Source organism: Microbacterium hydrocarbonoxydans, from assembly GCF_023715885.1.
In the GTDB taxonomy this organism is placed as follows: domain Bacteria; phylum Actinomycetota; class Actinomycetes; order Actinomycetales; family Microbacteriaceae; genus Microbacterium; species Microbacterium hydrocarbonoxydans_C.
Genome location: NZ_JAMBOY010000002.1, coordinates 492026 through 505184 on the forward strand (window position 1 = coordinate 492026; position 13159 = coordinate 505184).

At 69.8% G+C, this 13159-nt stretch carries 14 protein-coding genes; 3 read left to right on the plus strand and 11 right to left on the minus strand.

Features of this window, described 5'->3' with window-relative positions; translation table 11 throughout:
• Positions 1 to 14: 14 nt before the first annotated feature.
• The 3 genes from M3195_RS06650 to dapE form a co-directional block, all read right to left on the minus strand.
• Entirely contained in the window at positions 15 to 188 is a 174-nt protein-coding gene (locus tag M3195_RS06650) for a DUF3117 domain-containing protein (protein ID WP_017203323.1), read from the minus strand.
• Between the two features lie 97 nt (positions 189 to 285).
• Complete coding sequence (locus tag M3195_RS06655; RefSeq protein WP_251585828.1) at positions 286 to 1503, minus strand: hypothetical protein; 1218 nt, start codon at positions 1501 to 1503, stop codon at positions 286 to 288.
• Positions 1485 to 2558 carry a succinyl-diaminopimelate desuccinylase gene (gene dapE / locus M3195_RS06660; protein WP_251585830.1) on the minus strand — a complete coding sequence of 358 codons (1074 nt, stop codon included), beginning with the start codon at positions 2556 to 2558 and terminating at the stop codon, positions 1485 to 1487. The genes M3195_RS06655 and dapE overlap by 19 nt, the downstream gene beginning before the upstream one ends.
• A gap of 65 nt (positions 2559 to 2623) precedes the next feature.
• Here dapE and dapD point away from each other — a divergent pair, with 65 nt between their 5' ends.
• Together dapD and M3195_RS06670 are read left to right on the plus strand one after the other, a co-directional pair.
• Positions 2624 to 3577 carry a 2,3,4,5-tetrahydropyridine-2,6-dicarboxylate N-succinyltransferase gene (gene dapD / locus M3195_RS06665; RefSeq protein ID WP_251585832.1) on the plus strand — a complete coding sequence of 318 codons (954 nt, stop codon included), beginning with the start codon at positions 2624 to 2626 and terminating at the stop codon, positions 3575 to 3577.
• 246 nt (positions 3578 to 3823) lie between these two features.
• Positions 3824 to 5203, plus strand: a complete 1380-nt coding sequence (locus M3195_RS06670) for a DEAD/DEAH box helicase (RefSeq protein ID WP_251585834.1) — start codon at positions 3824 to 3826, stop codon at positions 5201 to 5203.
• Between the two features lie 76 nt (positions 5204 to 5279).
• Here M3195_RS06670 and M3195_RS06675 read toward each other — a convergent pair whose 3' ends face one another.
• The 6 genes from M3195_RS06675 to M3195_RS06700 form a co-directional block, all read right to left on the minus strand.
• Complete coding sequence (locus tag M3195_RS06675) at positions 5280 to 6575, minus strand: citrate synthase (RefSeq protein WP_251585836.1); 1296 nt, start codon at positions 6573 to 6575, stop codon at positions 5280 to 5282.
• A gap of 171 nt (positions 6576 to 6746) precedes the next feature.
• A complete protein-coding gene (gene dapC / locus M3195_RS06680; RefSeq protein ID WP_251585838.1) occupies positions 6747 to 7859 on the minus strand; it encodes a succinyldiaminopimelate transaminase in 1113 nt (370 codons plus the stop codon).
• A 3-nt stretch (positions 7860 to 7862) separates the two neighbouring features.
• A complete protein-coding gene (fdxA, locus tag M3195_RS06685; RefSeq protein WP_050721431.1) occupies positions 7863 to 8183 on the minus strand; it encodes a ferredoxin in 321 nt (106 codons plus the stop codon).
• 9 nt (positions 8184 to 8192) lie between these two features.
• Entirely contained in the window at positions 8193 to 8690 is a 498-nt protein-coding gene (locus M3195_RS06690; RefSeq protein ID WP_251585840.1) for a histidinol dehydrogenase, read from the minus strand.
• 65 nt (positions 8691 to 8755) lie between these two features.
• Positions 8756 to 9070, minus strand: a complete 315-nt coding sequence (locus M3195_RS06695) for an AzlD domain-containing protein (protein ID WP_251585842.1) — start codon at positions 9068 to 9070, stop codon at positions 8756 to 8758.
• Positions 9067 to 9777 carry an AzlC family ABC transporter permease gene (locus tag M3195_RS06700; RefSeq protein WP_251585844.1) on the minus strand — a complete coding sequence of 237 codons (711 nt, stop codon included), beginning with the start codon at positions 9775 to 9777 and terminating at the stop codon, positions 9067 to 9069. Before M3195_RS06700 ends, M3195_RS06695 begins: the two co-directional genes overlap by 4 nt.
• Positions 9778 to 9870: 93 nt before the next feature.
• On the opposite strand from M3195_RS06700, the gene M3195_RS06705 reads away from it, so the two are divergent.
• Positions 9871 to 10419, plus strand: a complete 549-nt coding sequence (locus M3195_RS06705; RefSeq protein WP_251585846.1) for a helix-turn-helix domain-containing protein — start codon at positions 9871 to 9873, stop codon at positions 10417 to 10419.
• Here the strand turns inward: M3195_RS06705 and M3195_RS06710 are convergent, their stop codons facing one another.
• Both M3195_RS06710 and glsA read right to left on the minus strand, forming a co-directional pair.
• Entirely contained in the window at positions 10420 to 12045 is a 1626-nt protein-coding gene (locus M3195_RS06710) for an MFS transporter (RefSeq protein WP_251585848.1), read from the minus strand.
• Between the two features lie 43 nt (positions 12046 to 12088).
• Positions 12089 to 13117 (minus strand): glutaminase A, encoded by a 1029-nt coding sequence (gene glsA, locus M3195_RS06715; protein ID WP_251585850.1) that lies wholly within the window; start codon positions 13115 to 13117, stop codon positions 12089 to 12091.
• Between the last annotated feature and the right edge of the window lie 42 nt (positions 13118 to 13159).

Below are 13159 nucleotides of genomic sequence, written 5' to 3' on the forward strand. Positions count from 1 at the left end.
GGACCGGAGTTCGGTCAGGCCGGCGCCACGACGGCTGCCAGCACGTCGTGAAGCTCCTTCGCCTCAGCGTCGTTCACGGACACGACCAGGCGGCCGCCGCCCTCGAGCGGGACACGCACGATGATGAGGCGCCCTTCTTTCACGGCCTCCATCGGTCCGTCTCCGGTCCTCGGCTTCATCGCTGCCATCGTGGGCTCCTTTTCCTCCGGTGGTATGCGATCAGTTTATCGGGTGGGGCCGAGACCTGGATGTCCGCTGAGAAGAAATGCAATCACGCGTTAACATTCACGGCACCTGCCAGAACGTGTTCCCGAGCGCGTACACGTGGAAGATCCAGACCCACTGACCGAGCAGGCAGAGCGCGAGGACGCCGAGTCGCCACAGCCGGGAGCGCGGGACGGCGACCGCTCCCCACAGCGGACTGAGCGGCAGCAGCAGGCGGAAGGTGCTCGACTGCGGGAAGAAGACCAGCAGCAGGTAGAGCAGGTAGCTCGCGCTCCAGAGCCGCAGATCGGCGCCGACGCGACGCACCTGCGGCAGGAGCAGCAACGCGGATGCGAGAGCGACGACGAGCAGGACGAGGGCGACCGGTCCCCACGCGGTCGGCAGTCCCCACTGCGCGAACCAGAACGACGACGCCTGCACCCACCCCTCGAAGGGGACGAACCCCTCCACTCCCCCGACGATCCAGAGACGTCGCCAGGCGAGCTCGGTGGCCAGATAGGCACCGGGGTCGCCGGTGACCGCACCCGCGAGGAGCTGCCAGCCGAACCCGCAGGCCACAGCGAGCGCTCCCAGCGCGACGATGTGCACCGCCTCCCTCGGCAGGAGCGGATCGTCCCGACGACGCAGAAAGCGCAGGATGCCGTGCAGCCCGAGGTACAGCGCGAACGCCAGGATGCCGGGGCGCGTGAACGCCATGACGGGGACGAGCAAGTACAGCCACGCGTATCTACGCCGGATCGTGGCGTCGAGCGCGAGGAAGAGCAGCAGGAGGAAGAGCGTCTCCGCATACCCGACCTGGAACATCGCGGCCAGCGGCCCGAACGCGAAGAACGCCACCGCCCAGAGCGCGGCCCTTCGTCCGATCCGGTCGCGCAGCAACCGATGGAGAGCGAGGCAGGCGAGGTACCCGGCACCGAATGAGAGCAGGAGTGCGCCCGCTCCCCAGGAGCCGAGCAGGAACCCGATGCCCTTCGCCGCGTATGCGAAGACCGGCATGAACGCCCACGCGTTCTCGGCCACGTCGCCGGAGTCCGTGAGCGGGAGCGTCGACGGGTAGCCTTCCTCCGCGACGAGCCAGTACCACTGCGCATCCCACCCGACGACGAAGTCGCCGAGTCCGGGATCGGCGCCGAAGCGCGAGAGCGAGGTCGACTGCAGGGCGGCGGCGATCATGAGAGCGGTGGTGACCGCGCGCGCCGCGAGATAGATCACGGCGATCTTGAGGGGCGCAGGGGTGCGCGCCCACCGCCGACCGAGCGTCAGCGCGAGCTGAGCCACGTACGCAGCCCTCGCTCCACGGCCTCGATCTGCGAGACGGCAACCCGCTCCTCATCGTGGTGGGCGAGGTGCGGATCTCCCGGCCCGTAGTTCACGGCCGGGATGCCGAGGGCGGAGAATCGCGCGACGTCGGTCCACCCGTACTTCGGTCGGGGTTCGGCACCGACGGCGGCGACGAACTCCTTCGCGATCGGGGCATCGAGACCGGGACGGGCGCCCTCCGCGGCATCCGTGATCTCGACGTCGAATCCGGCGAGCAGGTTGCGGATGTGGGCCTCGGCATCCGCCGCCGACTTGCTCGGAGCGAAGCGGTAGTTGACCTCGATTTCGCACGCGTCGGGGATGACGTTGCCCGCGACTCCGCCGGTGATGCGGACGGCGCTCATGCTCTCCCGGTAGAGCAGCCCCTCGACGGCGACCTCTCGCGCGCGGTACTCGGCGAGCCTCGCGAGGACGGGCGCTGCACGGTGGATCGCGTTCTCGCCGATCCACGCACGGGCTGCATGGGCGCGTACTCCGGACGTGCGCACGATCGCGCGCATCGTGCCGTTGCATCCGCCCTCCACCTCGCCGTTGGACGGCTCGCCGAGGATCGCGAAGTCCGCCTGGAACAGATCGGGACGCTCCGCGGCGAGCAGCGTCAGCCCGTTCTTGGACGCCTCGACCTCTTCGTTGTCGTACCACATCCAGGTGATGTCGACCGCCGGGTCCGTCAGCTCGGCGGCCAGCTTCAGCTGCACCGCGACGCCCGCCTTCATGTCGACGGTGCCACGGCCCCACAGGAACGGCGTCCCATCGATGTCGATGTCGCGCGTGGGGACGTTGCCGTTGATCGGGACGGTGTCGATGTGGCCGGCGATGGCCACGCGCTGCGCGCGGCCGAGCGAGGTGCGCGCCACGATCGTATTGCCGTGGCGGATCACCTCGAGATGGGCGTACCCGGAGACGGCCTCTTCGATCGCGTCGGCGAGCGGCTTCTCCTCGCCGGACACACTGGGGATGTCGCAGATCGCGCGGGTCAGATCGAGGGATGACGCGGTGAGGTCGAGCAGCATGGACCCAGCCTACTTACCCCGTCACGCGGGCGTCGGCCCGATGGAAGTGGCGATACCGTGGAGGCATGACTGAGGCGCGCACCGTGTGGGGTACTGGACTTTCGACCATCGCCGGCGACGGCACCGTCCTCGACGCATGGTTCCCCGAGGTCTCCATCACGGCGCCGGCGGCGGGAGACGCCGCAGCCGCTCTGCTGACGCTGGATGCCGTCGCCGGACCGGACGAGCGCCGCAACGTGACCGTAGAGACCGTGCAGCTGCACATCGACCTCGACGCGCCCCCGGCCTCCACGGTCGACGCCTACCTCCGTCTGCACTCGCTCTCGCACCTCATCGTGCGCCCGAACGAGCTCAATCTCGACGGCATCTTCGGGCACCTCCCGAACGTGGCGTGGACGAACGCCGGACCGATGCACCCCGACGACGCGGCACGGCTCCGTCCCCTGCTGCAGCGCGCCGGCATCCAGGTGCAGGGACTCGACAAGTTCCCGCGTCTCACCGACTACGTGCAGCCCGCGGGCGTGCGCATCGCCGACGCGTCGCGAGTGCGCCTCGGTGCGCATCTGTCGCCAGGCACCACGGTCATGCACGAGGGATTCGTAAACTTCAACGCCGGCACGCTCGGCGCCTCGATGGTCGAGGGACGCATCTCGCAGGGCGTCGTCGTCGGCGACGGCAGCGATATCGGCGGCGGCTCCTCGATCATGGGCACGCTGTCCGGCGGCGGTTCGCATCGCGTCTCGATCGGCGCGCGCACCCTTCTCGGCGCGAACGCCGGCATCGGCATCTCGCTCGGCGACGACTGCGTCGTCGAAGCGGGCCTCTACGTGACGGCCGGGACCAAGGTCGTGCTGGTCGACGGGCCGGCGACGCCCGGTGGCGGGCGTCCCTCCGTCAAGGGCGCGGAGCTCTCCGGGCGCGACGGTCTGCTCTTCCGTCGCAACTCGCTCAGCGGTGCCGTCGAGGCGGTCACGAGAGCGGGCGTCGGCGTCACCCTGAACGAGGCGCTGCACGCCTGAGACCGGCCAGCGCCGGAGATCGCGACCGCGCTGATAGACTGTAGGGGTCGTACGGGCCTCCAGTCCGGCGATGTCGTCGTCGTCACGGGGTCTCCGAGGACCGAAGCGGGCGCTCCAGAGCCGCCCCCACAACCAGCCTCAGCTGGCGTTTCGCACGGCGAACCGATGCGCTGTCCTGCGCCGTCGCCACCTCATACCCAGAACCCTCGCGTGCGGTCGTGCGCACGCGCTGATGGAGCTCTTTCTATGCCTTCCTTCCTCGAACTCGGCGTACCCGCCGATCTCGCCGCTGTTCTCGCCGCCTCGGGCAAGACGGAGGCGTTCGCCATCCAGCGCGACACGCTGCCCGACTCGCTCGCCGGCCGCGACCTTCTCGGCCGCGGCCGCACGGGCAGCGGTAAGACGATCGCGTTCGCGCTGCCCCTCGTCGCCCGCCTCGCCGCCTCCGGCGGGAAGCGCCGCTCCGGCCTCCCCCGCGGGCTCGTGCTGGCACCGACCCGCGAGCTCGCGACGCAGATCGCCGCGACCCTCGCTCCGCTCGCCGAGGCTGCCGGCCTGAAGGTCACGACCGTGTTCGGCGGTGTGAGCCAGCGCCCGCAGGAGCAGGCGCTGGGCGGCGGCGTCGACATCGTCGTCGCCTGCCCCGGCCGCCTCGAGGACCTCATGAAGCAGCAGGTCGTCCGCCTGAGCGAGATCGAGGTCACCGTGCTCGACGAGGCCGACCACATGGCCGACCTCGGATTCCTCCCCGGTGTCACCCGCATCCTGAACGCGACGCCCGCCGGCGGCCAGCGACTGCTGTTCAGCGCGACGCTCGACCGCGGCATCGACACTCTCGCGCGCCGGTTCCTCGTGAACCCGGTGAGCCACGAGGTCGACGAGGCCAGTGTGCCGGTCGGCGAGATGACGCACCGCGTGCTCGTCGTGGACTCGACCGAGAACAAGACGACGCTCGTGCGTGATCTCGCCTCCGGCACCGGTCGCCGCATCCTCTTCACCCGCACCAAGCACCAGGCCAAGAAACTCGCGAAGCAGCTCACGGCGGCAGGCATCCCCGCCGTCGACCTGCACGGCAACCTCTCGCAGAACGCCCGCGAGCGCAACCTCGGCGCCTTCTCGAGCGATCCCGACGACGGCGGCGTGCGGGTGCTCGTCGCGACCGACGTCGCGGCCCGCGGCGTGCACGTCGACAACGTCGACCTCGTGGTGCACGTCGACCCGCCCATGGAGCACAAGGCGTACCTGCACCGCTCCGGCCGCACGGCGCGTGCCGGTGCTGCGGGCACCGTGGTGACCGTGGTGCTCCCGGAGCAGCGCCGCGACGTCAAGGACCTGCTGCGCAAGGCCGCCATCACGGCGGCGCTCGAAGAGGTCACGCCCGCTGCCGTCGCTCAGCTGGTACCCGAGCGCGCGCCGCACGTGCGCCCGGCGCCCGTGCAGAAGCAGCCGCAGCGTCAGGCCCCGAAGCAGCGCCCGGCGGGCGGCGAGCGCGGCTCGGCCACCACCCCGCCGTCGCGTCGTCGCCGGCGCCCGCGGTCCGGCGGACAGGGACAGGGCGGTAAGGGCGGTCAGTCGCAGGGCGGCTCCCGCCAGGGCGGTCGCGGTCGCGGCAGCCAGGGCCGCTGACCCCCGCACGACGAGACGACAAGAGCGGATGCCGCACGGCATCCGCTCTTCTCGTCTGTGTCTCGTACGTCCGACGTCAGCGCGTCTGGAACGTGCGCTCGACCGAGCCCGTGTACAGCTGCTGCGGACGGCCGATCTTCGTCTGCGGGTCGAGCTGCAGCTCGCGCCACTGGGCGAGCCAGCCGGGCAGGCGACCGATCGCGAAGAGCACCGTAAACATGCGGGTCGGGAACCCCATGGCCTTGTAGATGACGCCGGTGTAGAAGTCGACGTTCGGGTAGAGGCGGCGCTCCTTGAAGTAGTCGTCGGCGAGCGCGATCTCCTCGAGCTCCTGCGCGAGGTCGAGAAGCGGGTCGGTCACACCGAGCTCGGCGAGGACCTCGCCGGCGGCCTCCTTCACGAGCTTGGCGCGCGGGTCGTAGTTCTTGTAGACCCGGTGGCCGAAGCCCATGAGCTTGACGCCCTCCTCCTTGTTCTTCACACGCTCCACGAAGCGCGAGACGCTCTGACCGGAATCGCGGATCTGGCCGAGCATCGTGAGCACCGCCTCGTTCGCACCACCGTGGAGGGGGCCTGAGAGGGCCTGGATGCCGGCGGAGATCGATGCGAACTGGTTGGCCCCGGTGGAGCCGACCAGACGCACGGTCGAGGTCGAGGCGTTCTGCTCATGGTCCTCGTGCAGGATGAGGAGGAGCTCGAGCGCCTTCGACATGACCGGGTTGATCTCGTACGGCTCGGAGTTGACGCCGAAGTTGAGCTTGAGGAAGTTCTCCACGAAGCCGAGCGAGTTGTCGGGGTAGAGGAAGGCCTGGCCGACGCTCTTCTTGTGCGCATAGGCGGCGATGACGGGCAGCTTGGCGAGCATGCGCACCATGTTGAGCTCGACGTGCTCGGGGTTGTGCGGATCCGTCTGACCCTCGTAGTAGGTCGAGAGCGCGGCGACGGCCGACGACAGGACCGACATGGGGTGCGCGGTGTGCGGCAGCGCGGAGAAGAAGCGCTTGAGGTCTTCGTGCAGCAGCGTGTGACGGCGGATCTTCTCGTCGAACTCGGCGAGCTCGGCCGCCGAGGGCAGCTCGCCGTAGATGAGGAGCCAGGCCACCTCGAGGTAGCTCGTCTTGCCGGCGAGCTGCTCGATCGGATATCCGCGATACCGCAGAATGCCCTTGTCGCCGTCGATGAACGTGATCTCCGACTTGGTCGACGCCGTGTTCACGAATCCGTAGTCCAGGCCGGTGTAGCCGGTCTGCCTGGTCAGCGTCGAGAAGTCGATGCTGTCGTGGCCGGCCGTGCCGCGCACGACGGGGAACTCCGCCGTGGTCTCGCCGATCGTCAGCTTCGCCGTCGCCTGCTGGTCTGCCGCTGCGCTCACGCGGGGGCCTCCTCATGGGTCTTCATCAAGCCTGGTGTGGCGATGTCACGACGCTGTGCGTCGGGGTCGAGCCGAGATCGTCGATACGCGACCGAATCGCTTCTACAGCCTAGTAGGCGCATAGGCCTACTGTGACATCGCACAAAACAACGGGGGTGTCGGGGAGGACTTCTACAGCGCCGAGTCGCGCAAGCGCCGCGCCGCCTCGCGCACGCGCGCCGTCGGCGCGGTGAGTGCGAGCCGCACGTGCTGCCCTGAGAAGGCGCCGTAGAACGAACCGGGACCGGCGAGGATGCCGAGGTCGGCGAGGCGCGACATGCTCGCCCAGGCGTCCTCCCCCGCGGTCGCCCACAGGTACAGTCCCGCCTCGGAGCCGTCGATGCGGAATCCCGCCGCCTCGAGGGCCGGGCGCAGGGCGTCGCGGCGCTCGCGGTAGAGCTCCTTCTGCGCTGTCACGTGCTCGTCGTCGCCGAGGGCGACGGCCATCGCGTGCTGCACAGGCGCCGGAGGCATCAGTCCGAGGTGCTTTCGGGCCGTGAGGAGGTCGCCCACGATGCGAGCACAACCCGCGAGGAAGGCCGCCCGGTAGCCCGCGAGGTTCGACTGCTTGCTCAGCGAGTAGACGCTCAGCAGGTTGGCCCTGCTGCCCCCGGTGACCCGCGGGTCGAGGATCGACGGGATGGTCTCGGATGCCCAGGCTCCGTCCCAGCCGAGCTCCGCATAGCACTCGTCGCTCGCGAGCACGGCGTCGAGCTCCCGCGCGCGGCGCACCGCTGCGGCGAGCTCTTCGACGGCCCAGGTGCGCCCGTCGGGGTTGCCAGGCGTGTTGATCCAGATGAGTCTGGCGCCCTCCGGCCATTCGGCGGGATCGTCGGCGGCGACCGGGGTCGCTCCCGCGACGCGCGCGCCCACCTCGTAGGTCGGATAGGCCACTCGCGGATGCACGACGATGTCACCCTCGCCGAGCCCCAGAAGCGTCGGCAGAAGCGCCACGAGCTCCTTGGAGCCGATCGTGGGGAGCACATTGTCGACCGTGAGATCGGGCACTCCCCTGCGGCGCGCGTACCAGTCGACGATCGCCTCACGAAGGGTCGGCGTGCCGACGGTCTGCGGGTAGGCGTGCGCATCGGTCGCGTCGGCGAGGGCCCGGCGGATCAGCTCGGGGGTCGGGTCGACCGGAGAGCCCACGGAGAGATCGACGAGACCGTCCGGATGCCGCGCCGCCCGCTCGCGGTACGGGACCACCGCGTCCCAGGGGAAGTCAGCGAGGTCGTGGACGCTCACGGGCTACTCGCCCTGCGGCGGCAAGGCGGCGATGATCGGGTGATCGTGGGCGATGACCCCGACCTTGGCCGCCCCACCGGGCGACCCGACCTCGTCGAAGAACTCGACGTTGGCCTTGTAGTAGTCCTGCCACTCCTCGGGCAGGTCGTCCTCGTAGTAGATCGCCTCGACGGGGCAGACCGGCTCGCAGGCGCCGCAGTCGACGCACTCGTCGGGGTGGATGTACAGCGACCGTTCACCCTCGTAGATGCAGTCAACGGGGCACTCGTCGATGCAGGCGCGGTCCTTGACATCGACGCACGGGAGGGCGATCACATACGTCACGCCACCAGTCTACGTGCCGAGACCCGTACGATCTCCCCGCTGCGGCTCGATGCCGCCGGTGGAATGCCGATCGACACCGGGCACCTCGGTGATGGGTGACGGAACGGCGTCCGTCTGAGCCGCTGCCGCAGGCAACTCCGTGCGCGACGGCACGCGGGCTATCCGCGGCCACGCGACGACGAGGAGAACGAGCCCCGCGACCACGTAGATCCAGATCCTGCCGCTCAGGGACTCCTGCACGACGATCGAACCGCCCGGCCCGACGCCCGAGATCAGCACGAGCATGCCGAGCATGCCGAGGCCGGAGGCCAGGGCTGCTCCACGATCGTGGGTCAGGGCGCGGATGGCGACGAGGATGGCGCCGCACGCGATGGTGCCGACGATGAGGCCGACGGGCATCGGCCCCCACGTCACGCTGTGGGCGATGGTGCCGGCCACGCCGAAGACGCCGCCGACGAGAGCCGCGGCGACCCAGGACAGCACCCGGGAGATCCATCCGATACGCACGGATCGATCCTACGCGCGCTCGGCACCCGCCACGGTCGGTGCCGACGCCGCCGCGACGGCTGGCCTCATGCCGCGAGCCCCGTCAGTCTCAGCAGCGCGGCGACCGCCGCCGCGGCGACGACGACCACGAGGAACGACTGCCGCAGCCACAGCAGTCCCGCCGCGACGAGAAGCGCGGGCACCCGAGCGTCCACGATGACGGCCTGTCCGGCGCCGAGGGTCTGCACGGCCACGAGCGCCGCCAGCAGCGCCACGGTGAGCAGATCGGAGATGCGCGCAGGACGCGGCGCCTCGAGCACCTTCGGCGGCACGAGGTATCCGACGGCCTTGAGCGCGAGACAGATCACGGCGGCGAGCAGGACCGCGCTCCAGACGCTCATCGCCCCTCCTCCGGCGCAGAAGCCGCTCGCACATCATCGCGGCCCAGCCAGTTGAACCATCCGACGAGGATCGCGACCAGCGCCGCGACCAGCACGGGGAGGCCGGGCATGAGGGCGGGCGTCAGAGCGGCGGCGACGAGGGCCGCCGCCACACCGACCGCGATCGCCTGGCGCTGCCGCAGACGCGGCCGGAGCAAGGCCAGAAAGGCGGCGGCGGCCGCGGCATCCAGTCCCCAGGTCTTCGGGTCGCCGAGGACATCACCGACGAGCGCGCCGATCAGGGTTGTGAGGTTCCACCCGAAAAAGATGCCGATGCCGGTGACCCAGAAGCCGACCTGCCGCAGACCCGGGTCGCTCTGCGAGACCGCGACGGCAGTGGACTCGTCGATCGTGAAGTGCGCCGCCGCGGCGCGCCGCGCGGGTGTCGTGCCGACGACGGGAGACATGCGCATTCCGTAGGCGATGTTGCGCACGCCGAGCAGCGCCGCGGAGGCGATCGCGGACGGCAGAGCTGCCACACCCCCGGCGGCGAAGACCCCGACGAACGCGAGCTGCGATCCCCCGGTGAACATGAGCAGACTCAGCACGCAGGTCTGCCAGACGTCGAGACCCGAGGCGACCGCGAGCGCACCGAACGAGACGCCGTACGCGCTGGTCGCGATCACGACGCCCGCGGCCTCTCGCCAGACCTCGCGCTCGGCCGTCATCCGCCGACCGTTCGATCGAGTGAACACATGATCATCATTCTGAACAGGTCAGGCAGGATAGTCAAGCGAACGATCGTTTGACATGATGAACGAATGGACGACCTCCGCACTCGCATCGCCCGCACCCTCCGTCGAGAGCGCGAGGCGGCCGGCATCTCGGTTTCGGAGCTCGCGCGTCGCGCCGGCATCTCGAAGGCGACCGTCTCGCAGCTGGAGTCGGGGGCCGGCAACCCCAGCGTCGAGACGCTGTGGGCGCTCGGCGTCGCGCTCGGCGTGCCGTTCGCCGTCCTCGTCGACCAGCAGGCGAACGCCCCTACGCTGATCCGGGCGGACGAGCACGCGGGCGTCCCATCGTCGGCGGCCGCGTACAGCGCCACCCTGCTGTCGGCGAGCCCGCCCGGGGCACGTCGCGACGTGTACATGATCCAGGCCGAGCCGGGCGAACCGCGTCACTCGGATCCGCACCACGGCGGGACCACCGAGCACGTCATCCTCGTCTCAGGCCAGGCGCGCGTCGGCCCGGTCGGAGAAGCCGTGCTGCTGAATCCCGGCGACTACCTCTCCTATGCCGGTGACGTGCCGCATGTCTTCGAGGCGGTCGTCCCCGGAACGAGCGCGGTGCTCATCTCCGAGCTGCGCTGATCACTCCCCCGTCGGTGCGGGCGACGGATCCGGGATCTCGTCGGGCTTGTAGCGCGGCAGACGTGACGCAGGCAGGATCGCGATCGCACTGATGCCGGCGAGGAGCAGGAGTCCGAGTCGCAGCGTCCCCAGCCGCGCCTGCTCGTTCACGGCCACCGCGGCGTCGACCTGAGCAGGCGTCGCGTCGGTTCTCTCGAGCACCACCCGCAGATCGTCGTTGCTGACGAAGTTCACATCGTCGAGGTCGACCTGCGCGACGAGCTCGGGTGGCAGTTCCGGATGGTCGACCACCGCGCGCCCGACGCTGAGCCCGAGCAGCGACACCAGCAGCGCACCCGCCAGCGCCGTGCCCACCGCCGAGGCCAGATTCTGCGTCGTGCCACGCAGGGAGCCGACGTCCCCGGCGAGCTCCGACGGCGCCGCGGTGACGAGCACGTTGAACACGAGCGTGACGAGCGCGCCCTGCCCGATGCCGAAGACGATGAGCCCGAGGATCGTCGCGAGGGTCTCCCAGTTGTTGTTCACGACGAACGACAGCCACACCAGCGCCACCGTGGTGAGGACGAAGCCGAACATCCCGATGATCCGGGGCGGATAGCGGCGGTAGAAGCGCACCACGAGGGTGGCCGTGACGAAGACGGTGAGGTTGAACGGCATCATCGCGAGCGAGGTGTCGAACGGAGTGCGCCCCTGCACGATCTGGATGTACAGCGGGATGGTGAAGTTCACGCAGGCCTCGAGCGCGACGACGATGAACATCGCATACACGGCGGCACGCTCGCGCGACGACTCGAGCACGCGCAGGTCTATCAGCGGAACCCCGCCGCGGGCGATGCGCCGGCGGGTCCAGACGAAGAAGCATTGCCCCAGCACGATGCCCACCACGACGAAGATGGGCGCGGGCGAGAGCCCGAGGATGCTGAAAGGCGCCGCCTCCGTCGCGGCGACGGCGCCCCAGCCGTTGAGATTGTTGAAGCCGAGCGTGAGCAGCACGATCGCGGCCCCGATGAGAAGGGACGCCACCAGATCGATGCGGATGGAGGAGTCACCGCGGTCCCCGCGCAGGGTGAAGCTCAGTGCGAACACGATCACAGCGATGGCGAGCACGATGACGAACAGGGGGCGCCATCCGACGAGCGTGCCGAGGGTGCCCCCGATGAGGAAGGCGGTGACGCCCGAGATCGCCCGCGCCGATCCGATCGCCCCGATGGCCGTGGCCTGCTGCCCGCCACGATAGTTCTCGGCGATGAGTGCGACGATCGAGGGAACGATGATCGCGGCCGCGGCACCGGCGACCGCCTGTCCGGCGATCGCCCACCCGACGCTCGGCGACACGATCATGAGCACCGCCGAGCCGGCGAACAGGACGATGACGATCCGGAAGATCAGCACCCAGCCGATCCGCTGACCGAGCTTCGCACCGGTCATCACGAGCGCGGCGACCGCCAGCCCGTACATGACGATCGTCGTGCTCGCGACGGTGGGCGGCACACCGAACTCGGCGACGATACCCCCGAGCGAGATCGGCAGCGCCGCGACGTTGAACGACATGAGCACTTGCGCGAGGAAGAGGCTGACGAGCGGCAGCCAGGTGGTGCGGGGCTCGAGGGATGAAGTCGAGGTCATGGCGTCTCCTGGTTGGTGGGTGACGATCCGTCGATCAGGGTGCTCAGCGACGCGCGAGCTGGTCGTCGCCCGGATGGTCGCCCGCGGGCGCTGACGCGAAGAGGTCGAGCCCGAGCGATCGAGAGAGGTGGGCGATCGCGCGCTGCGATCGGATCGAGTTGCCCGCGCGGTCGAGCAACGGCGAGAATCCCGCGACGGCGCACTTGCCGGGCGAGACGGCGACGATCCCGCCTGCGACCCCCGACTTCGCGGGAAGACCGATCTCGAAGAGCCACTCCCCTGAGCGCTCGTACAGGCCGGTCGCGGCCACCACGGCGAGCGTGTCTCGGCAGACCTCCGCCGAGACCACGCGCTCGCGTGTGACCGGGTTCACTCCACCGTCGGCGAGGGTCGCCCCCATGACCGCGAGATCGTGAGCCGTCACCAGGAGCGCGCACTGCCGCGTGTAGACGTCGACCGCCTCGTCGGGGTCGCCGTCCAGCCGCCCGTAGCTGCGCAGCAGACGCCCCAACGCACGGTTGCGGTCGTTGTTCTCGGCCTCGGAGGCGTAGACCCGTCCGTCGAGTCGCAGCTGCCGTCCGGCGAATGCCGACAGCCCCTCCCTGAGAAGCTCCCAGCGCTCCACCGACGTCGCTCCGGGCAGCAGGGCCGTGGTCGCGATGGCTCCCGCGTTCACCATGGGGTTCATCGGGTGGCCGTCGTTGAGCTCGAGCGCCATCACGGAGTTGAAGGCGAGCCCGGTGTTGTTCACCCCGACGATCTCGCGCACCCGCTCATGACCGTGTTCCTGGATCGCGAGCGCGTAGACGAACATCTTCGAGATGGATTGGATCGAGAAGGGATGCTGCGCGTCGCCGGCATCATGCAGGCCGCCGTCCACCTCCACCAGGGCGAGTCCGAAAAGCGACGGATCAGCGTGGGCGAGCTCGGGGATGTAGTCGGCGACAGTCCCCCCGTCGATGCCGGTGCTCTCGGCGTGCGCTTCGCGGACCAGGTCGTCGACGCTCGCCCACCCGGGAAGCGAACCCGTCGAGACGTGAGTCGGGACGTCGTGCCGTGCTGCGGACTCCACGCGCCCTCCTCGGATCGGCGACGCCCCAGCCGTCTTCGCCCA

Excerpts from the sequence above, each read along its gene's own strand:
- M3195_RS06695 (WP_251585842.1), bottom strand. The coding sequence starts at position 9,070 with ATGAGCGTCTGGAGCGCGGTCCTGCTCGCCGCCGTGATCTGTCTCGCG.
- dapD (WP_251585832.1), top strand. The coding sequence starts at position 2,624 with ATGACTGAGGCGCGCACCGTGTGGGGTACTGGACTTTCGACCATCGCC.
- M3195_RS06710 (WP_251585848.1), bottom strand. The coding sequence starts at position 12,045 with ATGACCTCGACTTCATCCCTCGAGCCCCGCACCACCTGGCTGCCGCTC.
- dapE (WP_251585830.1), bottom strand. The coding sequence starts at position 2,558 with ATGCTGCTCGACCTCACCGCGTCATCCCTCGATCTGACCCGCGCGATC.
- M3195_RS06700 (WP_251585844.1), bottom strand. The coding sequence starts at position 9,777 with ATGACGGCCGAGCGCGAGGTCTGGCGAGAGGCCGCGGGCGTCGTGATC.
- M3195_RS06670 (WP_251585834.1), top strand. The coding sequence starts at position 3,824 with ATGCCTTCCTTCCTCGAACTCGGCGTACCCGCCGATCTCGCCGCTGTT.
- M3195_RS06650 (WP_017203323.1), bottom strand. The coding sequence starts at position 188 with ATGGCAGCGATGAAGCCGAGGACCGGAGACGGACCGATGGAGGCCGTG.
- M3195_RS06705 (WP_251585846.1), top strand. The coding sequence starts at position 9,871 with ATGGACGACCTCCGCACTCGCATCGCCCGCACCCTCCGTCGAGAGCGC.